15 protein-coding genes and 1 riboswitch are annotated in these 16633 nt (G+C 65.8%); of the genes, 5 read left to right on the top strand and 10 right to left on the bottom strand.

What is annotated here, in order from left to right; all coding sequences use genetic code 11:
• Window positions 1-195: 195 nt before the first annotated feature.
• Entirely contained in the window at window positions 196-759 is a 564-nt protein-coding gene (locus J2W36_RS10005; RefSeq protein ID WP_307689568.1) for a TMEM165/GDT1 family protein, read from the bottom strand.
• 6 nt (window positions 760-765) lie between these two features.
• Window positions 766-951: riboswitch (yybP-ykoY riboswitch) on the bottom strand.
• 246 nt (window positions 952-1197) lie between these two features.
• Here J2W36_RS10005 and rbp point away from each other — a divergent pair.
• Window positions 1198-1734 carry an RNA-binding regulator gene (gene rbp / locus J2W36_RS10000; protein WP_307689567.1) on the top strand — a complete coding sequence of 179 codons (537 nt, stop codon included), beginning with the start codon at window positions 1198-1200 and terminating at the stop codon, window positions 1732-1734.
• Between the two features lie 71 nt (window positions 1735-1805).
• On the opposite strand, the gene J2W36_RS09995 is transcribed toward rbp, so the two are convergent.
• From J2W36_RS09995 to J2W36_RS09980, 4 genes are read right to left on the bottom strand one after another with little or no spacing between them, the layout of a single operon-like run.
• On the bottom strand, window positions 1806-2579 hold the full coding sequence (locus tag J2W36_RS09995) for an SDR family oxidoreductase (RefSeq protein WP_307689566.1): 774 nt from the start codon (window positions 2577-2579) through the stop codon (window positions 1806-1808).
• Between the two features lie 17 nt (window positions 2580-2596).
• On the bottom strand, window positions 2597-3256 hold the full coding sequence (gene lptC / locus J2W36_RS09990) for an LPS export ABC transporter periplasmic protein LptC (protein WP_307689565.1): 660 nt from the start codon (window positions 3254-3256) through the stop codon (window positions 2597-2599).
• Window positions 3253-3801, bottom strand: coding sequence for a KdsC family phosphatase (locus J2W36_RS09985; RefSeq protein WP_307689564.1), 549 nt, complete (start codon window positions 3799-3801; stop codon window positions 3253-3255). The genes lptC and J2W36_RS09985 overlap by 4 nt, the downstream gene beginning before the upstream one ends.
• A complete protein-coding gene (locus J2W36_RS09980) occupies window positions 3801-4802 on the bottom strand; it encodes a KpsF/GutQ family sugar-phosphate isomerase (RefSeq protein ID WP_307689563.1) in 1002 nt (333 codons plus the stop codon). Before J2W36_RS09980 ends, J2W36_RS09985 begins: the two co-directional genes overlap by 1 nt.
• Before the next feature lie 67 nt (window positions 4803-4869).
• Between J2W36_RS09980 and J2W36_RS09975 the strand changes: the two genes are divergently transcribed.
• The gene (locus J2W36_RS09975; RefSeq protein ID WP_307689562.1) at window positions 4870-6864 is read left to right on the top strand and encodes a monovalent cation:proton antiporter family protein; all 1995 of its coding nucleotides are present in this window, start codon (window positions 4870-4872) and stop codon (window positions 6862-6864) included.
• A 39-nt stretch (window positions 6865-6903) separates the two neighbouring features.
• On the opposite strand, the gene mnmE is transcribed toward J2W36_RS09975, so the two are convergent.
• The 5 genes from mnmE to rpmH form a co-directional block, all read right to left on the bottom strand.
• Complete coding sequence (gene mnmE, locus J2W36_RS09970; RefSeq protein ID WP_307689561.1) at window positions 6904-8310, bottom strand: tRNA uridine-5-carboxymethylaminomethyl(34) synthesis GTPase MnmE; 1407 nt, start codon at window positions 8308-8310, stop codon at window positions 6904-6906.
• An 86-nt stretch (window positions 8311-8396) separates the two neighbouring features.
• Window positions 8397-10154, bottom strand: a complete 1758-nt coding sequence (yidC, locus tag J2W36_RS09965) for a membrane protein insertase YidC (protein ID WP_307689560.1) — start codon at window positions 10152-10154, stop codon at window positions 8397-8399.
• Window positions 10151-10432: a membrane protein insertion efficiency factor YidD gene (gene yidD / locus J2W36_RS09960; protein ID WP_307689558.1), complete on the bottom strand. Its 282-nt coding sequence runs from the start codon at window positions 10430-10432 to the stop codon at window positions 10151-10153. Before yidD ends, yidC begins: the two co-directional genes overlap by 4 nt.
• Window positions 10429-10815 carry a ribonuclease P protein component gene (locus tag J2W36_RS09955; RefSeq protein ID WP_307689610.1) on the bottom strand — a complete coding sequence of 129 codons (387 nt, stop codon included), beginning with the start codon at window positions 10813-10815 and terminating at the stop codon, window positions 10429-10431. The genes yidD and J2W36_RS09955 overlap by 4 nt, the downstream gene beginning before the upstream one ends.
• Before the next feature lie 77 nt (window positions 10816-10892).
• Window positions 10893-11027 (bottom strand): 50S ribosomal protein L34, encoded by a 135-nt coding sequence (gene rpmH, locus J2W36_RS09950; RefSeq protein ID WP_007834827.1) that lies wholly within the window; start codon window positions 11025-11027, stop codon window positions 10893-10895.
• Window positions 11028-11298: 271 nt separating this feature from the next.
• On the opposite strand from rpmH, the gene dnaA reads away from it, so the two are divergent.
• The 3 genes from dnaA (at window position 11299) to gyrB (ending at window position 16562) form a co-directional block, all read left to right on the top strand.
• Window positions 11299-12678 carry a chromosomal replication initiator protein DnaA gene (gene dnaA, locus J2W36_RS09945; RefSeq protein ID WP_307689557.1) on the top strand — a complete coding sequence of 460 codons (1380 nt, stop codon included), beginning with the start codon at window positions 11299-11301 and terminating at the stop codon, window positions 12676-12678.
• A gap of 39 nt (window positions 12679-12717) precedes the next feature.
• A complete protein-coding gene (gene dnaN / locus J2W36_RS09940) occupies window positions 12718-13824 on the top strand; it encodes a DNA polymerase III subunit beta (protein WP_307689556.1) in 1107 nt (368 codons plus the stop codon).
• Window positions 13825-13940: 116 nt separating this feature from the next.
• Window positions 13941-16562, top strand: a complete 2622-nt coding sequence (gene gyrB / locus J2W36_RS09935) for a DNA topoisomerase (ATP-hydrolyzing) subunit B (RefSeq protein ID WP_307689609.1) — start codon at window positions 13941-13943, stop codon at window positions 16560-16562.
• The last annotated feature ends 71 nt before the right edge of the window (window positions 16563-16633 follow it).

Raw genomic sequence — 16633 nt, 5'->3', positions numbered from 1 at the left:
TTTAGCGGAATTTATAGAGCGCCCGCAAGCTGAAGCAAATCGGCGCAGCGTCAGTATACCCCCCCAGGCTTGCCCACTTTGTGTGGCAGCGCCAACCCCCTTGCGGGGGCAACACCGGCGGCCCGGCGGAGCCGGTTCCGCGGCGTTTCTGGCGAAGAGGCCACCCCAAAAACGACCAGGAGGTCTTCGTGAAAATCAGCCGCTGACGATCATCAGAATGCCGAGCACCAGGAAGATCACGGCGGAGATGGCGTGGACCAGCTTGATGGGCACGCGCTTGACCAGCTTGTCGCCCAGCCAGACGACCGGCGCATTGGCCAGCATCATGCCCAACGTGGTGCCGGCGACGACCCATACGTAGTCGTTGACGAAGCGGGCCGCCAGCATGACGGTGGCGATCTGCGTCTTGTCGCCCATCTCGGCAAGGAAAAAGGCGATCACGGTGGTGCCGAAGACACCGAACTTCGAGGCCTTGGGCGTTTCGTCCTCGTCGAGCTTGTCCGGAATCAGCATCCACACCGCCATGGCGATGAACGAGCCCCCGAGAATCCAGCGCAGCACGTTGGCACCGAGCACTTGCGTGACCCAACTGCCGACGGCACCCGCGAGCGCATGGTTGACGATGGTGGCAGTGAAGATGCCCAGCACGATCGGCCAGGGTTTGCGAAAGCGCGCGGCAAGCAGCAGCGCGAGCAATTGGGTCTTATCGCCCATTTCTGCCAGCGCGACGATGCCGGTGGCGACGAGAAAAGCTTCCATGACGTGGGTTCCTTGGGCCGAAGGACGCAATTGACCATGCAGCACCTTCGGCCATATTTCCGAAACTGCATGGTCAAAGGTCTCGCCAAGTTCACACCGTGTACGCCATGTCCTGCGCAAGGCAGGGCAAGTCTGTTGACGCACACCCTTCTCGCGATGGAAGGCGGCTACTCCCCAATGACGCCCCGATTGTAGCCGAGGGAAAACCCGTGTTTGTGAGCAAGCGCTGGCTTCATTTAATTTTCAATCGGCGGGCCCTCAGGGGAAATTCTTGCTTACTTTCAAAATATTTCACCCATAATGCACGAGCCTCCCTTTAAATTTTCTCGGGGGTGGCAAGTTCGGTGATCGGTCAGTTTCGCGCGCTCGGCGATTTCGATTGGGTGGTGCTCTCGGGACTCCATCGCTTTTCTTGATGTGTTTATGAGGAGTCCCTTGATGGGCAACAAACTCTACGTCGGCAACCTGCCGTATTCCGTGCGCGACGGCGACCTGGAACAGGCTTTCGGCCAGTTCGGCGCAGTGACCAGCGCGAAAGTCATGATGGAACGCGATACGGGCCGCTCGAAAGGCTTCGGTTTCGTCGAAATGGGCAGCGACGCGGAAGCGCAGGCAGCCATCAATGGCATGAATGGCCAGCCTCTGGGCGGCCGCAGCGTGGTCGTCAATGAAGCACGTCCGATGGAGGCTCGTCCGCCTCGCAGCGGCGGCGGTGGCTTCGGTGGGGGCGGCGGCTACGGTGGTGGTGGCGGCGGCGGTGGATATGGTGGCGGCGGCGGTTACGGCGGCGGCGGCGGTGGTCGCAGCGGCGGCGGCGGCGGTGGTGGTTACGGCGGCGGCGGTGGTCGCAGCGGCGGCGGCGGCGGCGACGGTGGTTTCCGCAGCCCCTATGGCGCAGGCCCTCGTGGCGGCGGCGGTGGTGGTCGCAACGGCGGCGGTGGTGGCGGCTACGGCGGCGGCAACAGCGGCTATTGATTCGTCGCCATCGGCAAAAAGGCTCCTTCGGGAGCCTTTTTACATTAAGGCGTGCGCTGAGCGCTTCGCTGTCATTCCCCTTGGCGCTTCTTGCGCCCGCGACCCTGGACCGCGCGGTCGAACCAGGCATTGGGCAACATGCGCATCAGCTTGGCCACGATACCCATCTGCCACGGTATCACCCGGTAGCTGGTGCCCGCATCGATCGCGCGAAACGCCTGGTCGGCGAAGGCATCGACCTGCATCAGAAAAGGCATGCCGTAGCGATTGCCCCGTGTGAGAGGCGTGTCGATGTAGCCCGGGCACAAGGTGACCACCTTCACGCCGCTGGCGCGCAGTTCACCGCGCAGGCTTTCGCAGTAAGCGACCACGCCGGCCTTGCTCGCACAGTAGGCGCCATGACCCGGCAGCCCGCGAATGGCAGCGACGCTGGCAATGCCCACCAACCGGCCGCTGCCCCGCCGTCGCATGCCGGCCGCGAAGGGATGGAAGGTCGCCGCAAGGCCCACGTTGTTGATGGCAAAGGTCTGCGCAAGCACGTCGAGGTCGCTGCGCACTTCGGTGTCGATGCCCACGCTGATGCCTGCATTGGCAATGACCACATCGGGCAGTCCCTGCTGGGCCATGCACGCGGCGCCGGCGGCCACCATGTCATCGAGCTGTGCCACGTCGGCACCATAGATGCGCATGCGGGTGGGGTCAATGCCTCGGGCGAGGGCCCAGGCCTCGATCTCGGCCGTGCGCCGCGCCGTCAATGCCAGCCGGTATCCCGCGTCGTAGAAGCGCGCGGCCAATGCCTGGCCGATGCCGCTCGACGCACCCGTGATGAAGACCAGTGGCGCCATGTTGCGAAGTTCCGGTTTCAGCGCGTGGCGCCAGGTGGGTTGGCAGCGCCTGCCGATGGCACCAGCACCCCGCGCACACGGCCCTGCAGGTTGGCAACGCCGCTGAGGTTGTCGTAGTCGAGCGTGTCGGCCGTGAACTGGTCGGTGCCACGTGTCAGGACCACGGGCTTGTTCGACTTGACGCGTTCGGTGTCGAGAAAGGCATGCAGGAACTCGCCGCGAAATTCCAGGCGGGGCACCGGCTGGCCGTTCTTGCCGATGGCTGCGTCGCGCACGATGACGGCATTGCCGAACAGCTGGACCTCGCTGCCGTCGCCGTTCGACAGGCCTCGATTGGCGGTAGCACGGGTGATGAGCCCATCGGCCGACACGGAACGCACGCGCACCTGATCGACTTCCAGCGTGTCGTTGTCGGGAAAATGTCGGCCTTCGGTGCCGAACAGCTCGCTGCGCAGATCGCCATTGGGCAGGAAGTTCTTGACCACGAATTCGCGCATGAAGAAGTCGGGCTCGTGCACGGGCGCAGCGGGGGCCGTCGACTCCAGCAGCTTGGGCGCATTGCGCACCAGCCAGTAGGTGCCCAGTGCGAGCGCGAAGGTCAGGATGACCGGCAGGTAGATGGTCACACGGTCCAATCCGTCGCGCACCAGGCTGCCCAGGGATTTGCGCTGCTTCATGCAGCCGTGCCCTTGACAGCGTCAAGCATGCGGCGGTAGTGGCCGCCTGCGGTCAGCAGCAAGTCGCACAGCTCGCGCGCTGCACCGTCGCCGCCGCGGGCGGCCGTCACATGGTGCACGACGGCGCGCACCTCGGCATGTGCGTTGGCCGGTGCGGCGGCAAAGCCGGCGTGCATCAGCACTGGCAGGTCGGGCCAGTCATCGCCGATGGCGGCAGCCTGGGCCCAGGTGAAGCCGAGCGTGTCGAGCATGGCCTGGGCGGCGGGCAGCTTGTCTTCGGTGCCGTAGCGCACGTGCGTGATGCCCAGCGCTTCCAGCCGCACGCGCAGCGGCTTGGAATCGCGACCCGTGATGACTGCAGGCACGATGCCGGCCTGGCGCAGCAGCTTGAGGCCATAGCCGTCGAGGATGCTGAAACGCTTGAGGGTTTCGCCATGCTCGCTGAAATACACGCCACCGTCGGTGAGCACGCCGTCGACGTCGAAGAACACGATGCGCACGTCCTGCGCGGCAAGCAGGGTTTCGGTGGGAAACGGGTGCGCCATCAAATGACCTTCGCGCGCATCAGGTCGGTGGTATTGAGCGCACCGATCAGCAGGCCGGCGGCGTCCACCACGAACAAGCGGGTGATGCCATGCTGCTCCATGAGTTCGGCGGCTTCGACCGCCAGCGCGTCGGCGCGGATGGTGCGGGGCGCCGGGTGCATGATCTGGGCGGCCGTGGGTGTGCGCAGGTCGGTGCCGGCCTCGATCAGCCGGCGCAGGTCGCCGTCGGTGAAGATGCCGCTGGCACGGCCCTCGGCGTCGACCACCGCCGTGGCGCCAAAACCCTGGATGCTCATCGCCCGCATCAGGGCACTCACGCTCGCCTCGGGGGTGACGCGCGGCACGGCGTCGCCCGAGCGCATCACGTCGCTCACGTGCGTGAGCAGCTTGCGGCCGAGCGCGCCGCCCGGGTGGGAGCGCGCGAAATCGGCGGCGGCGAACCCGCGCGCATCGAGCAGCGCAACAGCCAGCGCGTCGCCCAGCGCCATCTGCGCGGTGGTGCTGGCCGTGGGCGCCAGGTTCAGCGGACAGGCCTCCTTCTCGACGCCGCTGTCGAGCACGATGTCGGCATAGCGCGCGAGCGTGGACTCGGCGCGCCCGGTCATGGCGATCATGGGCACGCCCTGCCGCTTGACCACGGGCAGGAGTGTGGTGAGCTCTTCGACCTCGCCGCTGTTGGAGATGGCCAGCACCAGGTCGACGGACTTGATCATGCCCAGGTCGCCATGGCTGGCCTCCGCCGGGTGCACGAACATCGCGGGTGTGCCGGTGGAGGCGAGGGTGGCGGCGATCTTGCGCCCGACGTGGCCGCTCTTGCCCATGCCCATGACGACCACGCGGCCACGCACTTCGAGGATCTTGCGCACGGCAGCCACGAAGGTGGGACCGACGCGGGTCTTCAGACCGGCGACTGCGGCGGCCTCGATGTCGAAGGTGTCGCGCGCGCGCGCGAGGATCGCATCGGGATCGACCACGGGAATCAGGGGAGGGCGGGAGCTCATTGCGGGATTTTATCGGGCGGGCCGCCCCCGGCCGGCCGACGCGCATGGCCCTTGCTAGCATCGGGTCATGTCATCACTCGATCTCACGCTGTTGTACCTGCTCGCTGCGGTGATCGGCGTGGTGGCCTGCCGCTCGCTCAAGCTGCCGCCCATGCTCGGCTACCTGACGGCCGGCGTGCTCATCGGCCCCCATGCCCTGGCGCTGGCGCAGAACTCCGAGGGCATCCGCCACCTGGGCGAGTTCGGCGTGGTGTTTCTGATGTTCGTGATCGGACTGGAGTTCAGCCTGCCCAAGCTGCGCGCCATGCGCAAGCACGTGTTCGGCCTGGGCATGCTGCAGGTGCTTCTGACCATGGGCATCGCCACTGGCGGGGCGCTCATGCTGGCGACGGTGCTGCCGCCGCCATGGCGGCTGGGCTGGCAGACGGCGCTGGCGCTGTCGGGCGCGCTCACCATGAGCAGCACGGCCATCGTCGTCAAGCTGATGGCCGAGCGGCTGGAGCTCGAGAGCGAGCACGGCAAGCGCGTGATGGGCGTGCTGCTGTTCCAGGATCTGGCCGTGGTGCCGCTGCTGGTGTTGATTCCTGCGCTGGGCGCGCCACCCGAGGCGCTGTTCAAGGCGCTGTCGTTCGCATTGCTCAAGGCCAGCTTCCTCGTGGGCGTGTTGCTCTACGGCGGGCCACGCGTGATGCGCTGGTGGCTCACGCTGGTGGCGCGCCGACGCAGCCAGGAGCTGTTCATGCTGAACCTGCTGCTGATCACGCTCGGGCTCGCGTGGCTCACCGAACTGGCCGGCCTGAGTCTGGCGCTGGGCGCCTTCATCGCCGGCATGCTGGTGTCGGAGACCGAATACAAGCACCAGGTGGAGACCGACATCCGGCCCTTCCACGACGTGCTGCTGGGCCTGTTCTTCATCACCATCGGCATGTCACTCGACTGGCACATCGTGGTCGACCGCTGGGCGCTGGTAGGCGTTCTTCTGCTGCTGCCGCTGGGCTTCAAGCTGGTGCTGGTCACGGTGCTCGCACGCGGCCTGGGGGCGACCGCTGGTGTGTCGTTGCGCACCGGCCTGTACCTGGCGCAGGCCGGCGAATTCGGCTTCGTGCTGCTGACGCTCGCGCAGGACCGCAGCCTGCTGCCGCCCTGGTTGGCCAACCCGGTGCTGGCCTCGATGGTGCTGTCGATGCTCGCCACGCCCTTCATCATCCAGTACAGCAACGCCATCGTGCGCAAGCTGGTGGCCAGCGACTGGATGCAGCAGTCGCTGCAGATGACCAGCATCGCGCGCAAGACCATCAACACCTCCAGGCACGTGATCATCTGCGGCTATGGACGCTGCGGCCAGAACCTGGCGCGCATCCTCGAACGCGAAGGCATTCCCTACCTGGCGCTCGACCTCGACCCTGACCGCGTGCGGCAAGCGGCCGCTGCGGGCGATTCGGTGGTGTTCGGCGATGCCGCGCGGCTGCAGGCGCTGATGGCCGCAGGCCTGGCCCGCGCCAGCGCAGTGGTCGTCACGTACCTGGACGTGCCCGGTGCGCTCAAGGTGCTGGCGAACACGCGCACCCACGCGCCGCAGGTGCCGGTGATCGTGCGCACGCAGGACGACCTCGACCTCGAGAAACTCCAGGCGGCTGGCGCCACCGAGGTGGTGCCCGAGGCGATCGAGGGGTCCCTCATGCTCGCCAGCCATGCGCTCGCCCTGGTCGGCGTGCCGATGCGCCGCGTGATCCGCGTGGTACAGGACCTGCGCGATGCGCGCTACAACCTGCTGCGCGGCTACTTCCACGGCGCCGACGACGACACGGTCGGCGACCTGGGCCACGAGCGCCTGAACACCTTCACGCTGACGCCGGACGCGCGCGCCATCGGTCAGACGCTCGGTGCGATGGCGCTGCAGGCGCTCCAGGTGCGCGTGGCGAACCTGCGCCACCGCAACGGCACAGCGGCCATGCCCGACGATGCACTGGTGCTGGCCGATGGCGACACGCTGGTGTTGTCGGGCCGCCCCGAAGCGCTGGCGCTGGCAATCGACCGGCTGCAGCGCGGACTGAAGGTCTGAGGCAGCGCGAAAGATGGGGGCCGTGCGCTGGGGCGCACGTCACTTCCCGATGCAAAAGCGCGAGAAGATCACGCCCAACAGGTCGTCGGCACCGAATTCGCCGGTGATCTCGTTGAGCGCGTTCTGCGCGAGCCGCAGCTCCTCGGCCATCAGGTCGAGCGACTGCGCCCGCGCCGCCAGGTGCCCGGCCGCGCCTGCCAGATGCCCGGCCACCTGCGCCAATGCATGCACATGGCGCGCCCGCGCCAAGTAAAGGCCTTCGGGCACGGCCTGCCAGCCGGCCAGTCGCAGCAGTTCCTGGCGCAGGGTTTCGATGCCTTCGCCGGTGCGGGCAGACAGTGCGATGCCATCGCGCGCGGCCTGCGCCGGCGCGGCATCCTGCTTGTTCCACACGTCGAGCACCGGCACGCCGGCGGGCAGCTTCTCGCGCAGCAAGCGCAGGATCTCCGCGTCGGCGGCCGCATAGTCCGCAACATCGGCGCGCGTGAGGTCGTGCAGGAACAGCACGGCATCGGCGCCTTCGATCTGGCCCCAGGCACGCGCCACGCCGATCTGTTCGACCTCGTCGGTGCTTTCCCGCAGGCCGGCCGTGTCGGCCACATGCAGCGGCACGCCCTGGATCTGGATGGTCTGCGACACCACGTCGCGCGTGGTGCCCGCGACCGCGCTCACGATGGCGAGTTCCGCGCCAGCCAGCGCATTGAGCAACGAACTCTTGCCCGCGTTAGGCTGGCCCGCGATCACGACCTTGATGCCCTCGCGCAGCAGCGCGCCCTGACGCGCGCGCTGCTGCACGCCGGCCACCTGCGCCTGCAGCGCCACGAGCTGGCCGACGGCGTCGGCCTTCTGCAGGAAGTCGATCTCTTCCTCGGGGAAGTCGAGCGTGGCCTCCACCAGCATGCGCAGGTGGATCAACGCGTCGCGCAGGGTGTGGATCTCGCGCGAAAAGGCACCCGAGAGCGAGCGGCCGGCGCTGCGCGCTGCGGCCTCGGTGCTCGCGTCGATCAGGTCGGCGATCGCCTCCGCCTGCGCCAGATCGATCTTGCCGTTGAGAAAGGCACGCTGGCTGAACTCGCCGGGTTCGGCCACCCGCAGGCCGGGCAGGCGCGCGCGACCGGTGGCCCCATCGACCTCGGCCGCCGCCTCCAGGCAGCGTGCCACCAGCAGCTGCAGCACGACTGCACCGCCATGGGCCTGCAGTTCGAGCACGTCTTCGCCGGTGAAGGAGTGGGGCGCCGGAAAGTACAGGGCGAGCCCGTGGTCGACTGGCTCGCCTCCCCCGTCGAGAAAGGGCAGGTAGGTTGCCTCGCGCGGCTTCAGCGGTCGCGCGCAGAGGGCCTGGACGAGGGGGCCAAGCTGTCGACCGGACACCCGCACGATACCGACGGCCCCGCGTCCGGGCGCAGTGGCGATGGCAACGATCGGGTCGGAGGTGCGTGCGAGCATGGGCCTATTCTTCCAGCAAAGCGCCTGGGGCAGCGCCAATTGAAAAGGGCCGCTTGCGCGGCCCTTCGGGGAGTGCGGGGTGGGGCTTACTTGCCGAGCACACCCAGGCGCTTGTTGATGAACCACTGCTGGGCGATCGACAACGTGTTGTTCGTGATCCAGTACAGCACCAGGCCGGCCGGGAAGAAGATGAACATCACGCTGAACGCCAGCGGCATGATCCACATGAGCTTGGCCTGCATCGGATCTGGTGGTTTCGGGTTCAGCCAGGTCTGCAGCAGCGAGGTCAGTGTCATCACCACGGGCAGGATGAACCATGGGTCGGGAGCCGAGAGGTCATGGATCCAGCCGATCCACGGCGCATGGCGCATTTCGACCGAAGACAGCAGCACCCAGTAGAGCGCGATGAACACCGGGATCTGGATCACGATCGGGAAGCAGCCGCCCATCGGGTTGACCTTTTCCTCGCGGTAGATGCGCATCATCTCCTGCTGCATCTCCTGCGGCTTGTCCTTGAGCCGCTCGCGCATTTCCGTGATCTTCGGATTGATAGCCTTCATCTTGGCCATGCTGGCGTAGGCCTTGGCATTGAGCCAATAGAAAGCCGCCTTGAGCAGCACCACCAGCGCGACGATCGACCAGCCCCAGTTGCCCAGGATGTTGTGCAACTGGTTGAGCAGCCAGTAGAGCGGCTTGGAGATGATCGCGAAGATGCCGTAGTCCTTGACCAGGTCGAGACCGGGCGCGAGCGCTTCGAGCTTCTTTTCTTCTTCAGGGCCTGCGAACAGGCTGCTGTCGATGGTCTGCGAGGCACCCGGTGCCAGCTTGGGCAGCGGCAGCACCATGGCCACCGAGTACTGGTTGTTGCCGAGGTCGGCCACGCGGAACTCGCGCTTGTAGGCATCGCTGCCCGGGCTGTTGAGCAGCCAGGCCGACACGAAGTAATGCTGCACCATCGCAATCCAGCCATTGTTGGCGGGCGGCGGCAGTTCGGCCTTGTTCTTCGTGATGTCGGTGAACGCGACCTTGTGGAACTTCTTCTCTTCCGTGTAGACCGCCGGACCGGTGAAGGTGTTGGTGCCGAACATGGTGCCTGCGGCCACCGTGCCGTGGCGCACGAGCTGCAGGTAAAGCTGCGCGTCGCGTGGCTGGTCGCTCACGTTGACGATCTGGTGCCTGACGTGGATCGAGTAATCGCCGCGCAGGAAGCGGTAGGTCTTGATGTACTTCAGGCCACCCACCGGCTGCGACTCGAATGACACTTCCAGCGCGTTCTGGCCGTCGGCCAGTTCCCGCGGACCGGCCGTCGGCGTCATCAGGCTGAGGTGGTTGGGGAAGCGGTCGCCCGTGTCCACGGTGTTGACCAGGCCCGTCTGCGCCACATAAAGAGTGGCTGGCGAGCCATCTTCCATCAGGGTGACCGGAACGACCAGGTTCGGCGGCGTCGGACGGCCGATGAGCTTGTTGAACCACTCGACCAGCCCGTGGTGGTTGGTCTGGTCGTCGTACTGGCGCAGTTGCAGCCCGGACAGCGTGCCGCCCTGGCCATCGATGGTCGCCTTGAACACGTCGGTGGTGATGGTCACCTTCTCGCCGACCGCCGCGGTCGCGGGCTGCGTCGGCACGGCGGTGGGGGCGCCCGCAACGCCGGCTGCTGCCGGCACGGCACCGGCAGCGCCGCTGGCGGCGCCCGTTGGCGCACCCGCCCCGGGCGCACTCGCCGCCGTCTTCGACGAGGGCAGGAAGGTCGGCTTGTTGCCGTTGTGGACCTGCCACTGGTCCCACAGCAACACCAGCGAGAAACCAAAAATCACCAGCAGGATGGTGCGGCGAATATCGTTCATGAAGAAGATTTCTTGTCGGAGGAGAGAGAAGAAAACAACGCCTTGTGCGTCCCGCGCTGCCCCTGGGGCGGAACCGGGTCGTGGCCACCCTGGCACCAGGGCTGGCAACGGGCGATGCGTTTCAGTGTGAGGTAGCTGCCCACGGCGGCGCCGTGTCGGTCGAGCGCCTCGAGCGCGTAGGCCGAACAGGTTGGCTCGAAGCGGCATGACTGCCCGAGCCAGGGGCTCAGCAGCAACCGATAGCCCTTGACGAGCAGGATCAGCAGGCGCCGGATCATGCGCGCACCGAGGCGCCGCGCGCCAGCAGTTGCTGGAGCTCGGTGCGAACTGCGGCCTTGAGCTTGTCCGACGAGGCGCTCACGAAGACCTTGCGGTCAAAACCCGAGCGCAGGCGTACCACGTGCGCGGCGACCGGCAGCGAAGCTTCCGACGCAGCGCCCACGGTGTAGATCTGGCGCTTGATGGCATTGCGCGTGACCGCGCGGCGCGCCCAGCGTTTGGGAACCATGGCTCCCAGCCAGACGGCAGACGCGCCGAACAGAGGCTCGGCACCGTCTGCCGCATCCAGGGCGCAGCGATGCAGTGCGAAATGGGCGGTTCGCGCCACGGTGGCACCAGCGAGTACGGCCTGGAATTGCGCGCGGGTTTTGAGCCGCTGCACCGACTTTGCGCGCTCGGCGCCTTGCGTGGAAGCAGGCGGGGGCGGCAAGGGATCGGCGCTGCGGCTGCTGGCTGTCGTCAGACGGCCAGGCGCTTGCGGCCCTTGGCGCGGCGTGCGTTGATCACGGCACGGCCGCCACGGGTCTTCATGCGAACGAGGAAGCCATGGGTGCGGGCGCGGCGGACTTTGGATGCTTGGTAAGTGCGTTTCATGATGAGATTTCCTGAATTCAGTTCTTCCAGCCGGAAGAGAGCCCCCGAAACACACAAAGAGGTTTTCAGGGAAACCGACGATTATCACAAACATTCGGCTCAAGATCAAATCGGAGTGCGTTCGCGGGGGATTCAACATGGGCACCGAAGACGGGCGCAGCGGTGTGGATAAGAGTTTGACAAGTTAGAATGACCGGCCGATTGCACACGCTCCTATCCACAACACGAACAACAGAAATGGCCGAGAGAAACATGACATCTCAGCGCACCCATGGCGGGTGAAAGTATCGGCGACAGCCTGTGGCAGGCCTGTGTCGACCAGCTGGCGCAGGAACTGTCGGAGCAGCAGTTCAACACCTGGATCAAGCCCCTGACCGCGCAGGTCGCCGACGACCTGTCGCGCATGACCGTGTTCGTTGCCAACCGCTTCAAACTCGACTGGATCCGCGCCCAGTACGCCGGCAAGATCGCGGCCATGGCCGAGAAGATGTACGGCCAGCCCGTACAGGTCGAGTTGGCGCTCACTCCGCGTGAAACCCCCGTGCGTTCGACGCCGGTGGTGGTCATGGCCGAGACCGACGTACCGCGCGACGTGCCCGGCCAGGGCGAGGACGCAGCTGCCGCCGGATTCAAGAACCGTCTGAATGCAGGTCTGACCTTCGACACCCTGGTCGAGGGCACGGCCAACCGCATGGCGCGGGCTGCAGCCATGCACGTCTCGGGCATGCCCGGGCACCTGTACAACCCGCTTTTCATCTACGGCGGCGTCGGCCTGGGCAAGACCCACTTGATGCACGCCGTGGGCAATCGCCTGCTGGCTGACCGCCCCGATTCCAAAGTTCTCTACATCCACGCGGAGCAGTTCGTTTCGGATGTGGTCAAGGCGTACCAGCGCAAGACCTTCGACGAGTTCAAGGACCGATACCACTCGCTCGACCTGCTGCTGATCGACGATGTGCAGTTCTTCGCCAACAAGGACCGAACGCAGGAAGAATTCTTCAACGCGTTCGAGGCCCTGCTCGCCAAGAAGTCGCACATCGTGATGACCAGCGACACCTACCCGAAGGGGTTGGCCGACATCCATGAGCGGCTGGTGTCGCGCTTCGACTCGGGCCTGACGGTGGCCATCGAGCCGCCCGAGCTCGAGATGCGCGTGGCCATCCTGATCAACAAGGCGCGTGCCGAGTCGGCCGAGATGCCCGAAGAGGTCGCCTTTTTCGTGGCGAAGAACGTGCGCTCGAACGTGCGCGAACTCGAAGGCGCGCTGCGCAAGATCCTCGCCTACTCGCGCTTCAACCAGAAGGAGATCTCGATCGCCCTGGCGCGCGAGGCGCTGCGCGACCTGCTGTCGATCCAGAACCGGCAGATCAGCGTCGAGAACATCCAGAAGACGGTGGCCGACTACTACAAGATCAAGGTCGCCGACATGTACAGCAAGAAGCGCCCGGCCAGCATCGCGCGGCCGCGCCAGATCGCGATGTACCTGGCCAAGGAACTCACGCAGAAGAGCCTGCCGGAAATCGGCGAACTCTTTGGCGGGCGTGACCACACGACCGTGCTGCATGCAGTGCGGAAAATCTCCGGAGAACGCCAGCAACTGACGGAGCTGAACCAGCAGCTCCACGTCCTCGAGCAAACGCTCAAGGGTTAGGGCTGAGTGAAAATCCAAGCGTTCAACAAGAGGTAAGACATGATCGTCCTGAAGGCAACACAAGACAAAGTTCTCGCCGCACTGCAATCGGTGGCTGGCATCGTGGAGCGGCGCCACACGCTGCCGATCCTGGCCAACGTGCTGATCCGCAAGACCGGTGGTCAACTGCAGCTGACCACGAGCGACCTGGAGATCCAGATCCGCACGGTGGCCGAACTCGGTGGCGACGAAGGCAACTTCACGACGAGCATCGGCGCGCGCAAGCTCATCGACATCCTGCGCACCATGCCGGCCGACCAGACCGTGAGCCTGGAGTCGAGCGCAAGCAAGCTGGTGCTCAAGGGCGGCAAGAGCCGCTTCACGCTGCAGTCGCTGCCGGCTGAAGACTTCCCGCTGGTGCAGGAGGCCGCCAATTTCGGCCCCGTGTTCAGCGTGCCGCAGAAGACGCTCAAGAGCCTGCTGGGCCAGGTGTCGTTCGCCATGGCGGTGCACGACATCCGCTACTACCTCAACGGCATCCTGTTCGTGGCTGAAGGCAAGCAGCTGAGCCTGGTGGCCACCGACGGTCACCGCCTGGCCTTCGCGTCGGCCACGCTCGACGTCGAAGTGCCGCGCCAGGAAGTCATCCTGCCGCGCAAGACCGTGCTGGAAATGCAGCGCCTGCTGTCGGACGCCGAAGGCGCCATCGAGATGCAGTTCGCCAACAACCAGGCGAAGTTCAGCTTCGGCGGCATGGAGTTCGTCACCAAGCTGGTCGAGGGCAAGTTCCCCGACTACAACCGCGTGATCCCCAAGAACCACAAGAACAGCGTGACGCTGGGCCGTGCCACGCTGCTGGCCAGCCTGCAGCGCACCGCCATCCTGACGAGCGAGAAGTTCAAGGGCGTGCGCCTGAACCTGGAGCCGGGCACGCTGCGTGTGGCTTCGAACAACGCCGAGCAGGAAGAGGCGCAGGACGAGCTCGACATCGACTACGGCGGCGACGCCATCGAGATCGGCTTCAACGTGACCTACCTGATCGACGCGCTCAACAACATGAGCCAGGACATGGTCAAGCTCGACCTGGCCGACTCCAACAGCTCGGCGCTGCTGACGATTCCGGAGAACGAGTCGTTCAAGTACGTCGTGATGCCAATGCGGATTTAGCTCGCCCCCCAGGCGTGCCCACTTCGTGTGGCAGCGCCTACCCCCTTGCGGGGGCAACACCAGCGGCCGGGCAGAGCCCGTGCCGCCGAGTTACCGAGAGAGAGATAGGAAGGATCCTGATGAGCGAAGAGAACAAGCCGGAAGCCCCGCACACCGAACCGGTCTACACGCCCGAAATCGAGAGCGCGATCCCGATTGAGATCACGCCCGCTGACACCTCGTACGGCGAAGGATCGATCACCATTCTCGAAGGCCTGGAGGCCGTGCGCAAGCGCCCGGGCATGTACATCGGCGACACCTCCGACGGCACCGGCCTGCACCACCTCGTCTTCGAAGTGGTGGACAACTCCATCGACGAAGCGCTCGCAGGCCATTGCGACGACATCGTCGTGACCATCCACAGCGACAACTCGATCAGCGTGACCGACAACGGCCGCGGCATCCCGACCGGCGTGAAGATGGACGACAAGCACGAGCCCAAGCGCTCGGCGGCCGAAATCGCGCTGACCGAACTGCACGCGGGCGGCAAGTTCAACCAGAACAGCTACAAGGTCTCGGGCGGCCTGCACGGCGTGGGCGTGAGCTGCGTGAACGCGCTGAGCATCAAGCTGCGCCTGGTCGTGCGTCGCGAAGGCAAGATCCACGAGCTCGAATTCAGCCGCGGCTTCGTGCAGAACCGGCTGCTCGAGAAGGTCAACGGCGTCGAAGTCTCGCCCATGAAGATCGTCGGCGAAACCGACAAGCGCGGCACCGAAGTGCACTTCCTGCCTGACGTCGAGATCTTCAAGGAGAACTCGGACTTCCATTACGAGATCCTGAGCAAGCGCTTGCGCGAGTTGAGCTTCCTGAACAACGGCGTGCGCATCCGCCTGAAGGACGAGCGCACCGGCAAGGAAGACGACTTTTCGGGCGCTGGCGGCGTGCGCGGCTTCGTGGAGTTCATCAACAAGGGCAAGACCGTCCTGCACCCGAACTCGTTCTATGCCGCGGGCGAAAAGCCGGCCGATACCTACGGCGGCATCCCCGGCACGCACATCGGCGTCGAAGTGGCCATGCAGTGGAACAGCGCCTACAGCGAGCAGGTGCTGTGCTTCACCAACAACATCCCGCAGCGTGACGGCGGCACCCACCTGACCGGCCTGCGCGCCGCGATGACCCGCGTCATCAACAAGTACATCGAAGAACACGAGTTCGCCAAGAAAGCGAAGGTCGAGGTCACCGGCGACGACATGCGCGAAGGCCTGTGCTGCGTTTTGAGCGTGAAGGTGCCCGAGCCCAAGTTCTCCAGCCAGACCAAGGACAAGCTGGTCTCCAGCGAAGTGCGCGCGCCGGTGGAAGACATCGTGGGCCGCCTGCTGACCGAGTACCTGCAGGAACGCCCGAACGACGCCAAGATCATCTGCGGCAAGATCGTGGAGGCCGCCCGCGCCCGCGAGGCCGCCCGCAAGGCCCGTGAAATGACCCGCCGCAAGGGCGTGCTCGACGGCATGGGCCTGCCCGGCAAGCTGGCCGACTGCCAGGAAAAGGACCCGGCGCTGTGCGAGGTCTACCTGGTGGAGGGCGACTCCGCCGGCGGCTCGGCCAAGCAGGGCCGCGACCGGAAGTTCCAGGCCATCCTGCCGCTGCGCGGCAAGATCCTGAACGTTGAGAAGGCACGCTACGAAAAGCTGCTGACCAGCAACGAAATCCTGGTGATGATCACCGCGCTGGGTACCGGCATCGGCCGTGCCGGCGCCACCAGCACGGGCAGTGGCGCCGACGACTTCAACGTCGCCAAGCTGCGCTACCACCGCATCATCATCATGACCGACGCCGACGTCGACGGCGCCCACATCCGCACGCTGCTGCTGACCTTCTTCTACCGGCAGATGCCGGAGCTGGTCGAGCGCGGCCACATCTACATCGCGCAGCCGCCGCTGTACAAGGTGAAGGTCGGCAAGGAAGAGCAGTACCTCAAGGACGGCCCGGCCCTCGACGCCTTCTTGCTGCGCGTGGCGCTCAAGGACGCGAGCATCGAGACCGGCGGCCCGAACCCGACGACGCTCGCCGGCGACACGCTGGCCGAACTGGCGCGCAAGCACCAGCTGGCGCAGGCCGTCATCGCACGCCTGGGCGTGTTCATGGACGCAGCCGCGCTGCGCGCGATTGCCGATGGCGTGTCGCTTGACCTCGACACCACGGCCGCCGCCGAAGCCTCGGCCGTCGCGCTGCAGAAGAAGCTGCGCGAGCTCAACGACACCGGCGCACCCGCCGAAGTGTCCAGCGAGTTCGACGTGCGCACCGACAAGCCGCTGCTGCGCATCAGCCGCCGCCACCACGGCAACGTCAAGAGCAGCGTGCTCACGCAGGACTTCGTGCATGGCGCCGACTACGCCACGCTCGCCACCGCAGCCAACACCTTCCGCGACCTGCTCGGCGAAGGCGCGGTCGTCAAGCGCGGCGAGGGCGAACGTGCCAAGGAAGAAAAGGTCGCCGACTTCCGCATCGCGATGAAGTGGTTGCTCAGCGAAGCCGAACGCACCAGCTCGCGCCAGCGCTACAAGGGGCTGGGCGAGATGAACCCCGAGCAGCTGTGGGAAACCACCATGGACCCGAACGTGCGGCGCCTGCTCAAGGTGCAGATCGACGACGCGATCGAGGCCGACCGCGTGTTCACGATGCTGATGGGCGACGAGGTGGAGCCGCGGCGGGAATTCATTGAGCAGAATGCGTTGCGGGCGTCGAATATTGACGTTTGATGGATGCAGCGCGAGGCATAAGGCGAAAAACCTGTTGGCCTGGTTTTCAACTTGAAAACCAGGCCGTCGAA

This window comes from Variovorax ginsengisoli, from assembly GCF_030811835.1.
Taxonomy (GTDB): Bacteria; Pseudomonadota; Gammaproteobacteria; order Burkholderiales; family Burkholderiaceae_C; genus Variovorax; species Variovorax ginsengisoli_C.
The sequence above is the reverse complement of the archived record's forward strand: the minus strand, read 5'-3'. Positions and strand labels throughout refer to the sequence as shown.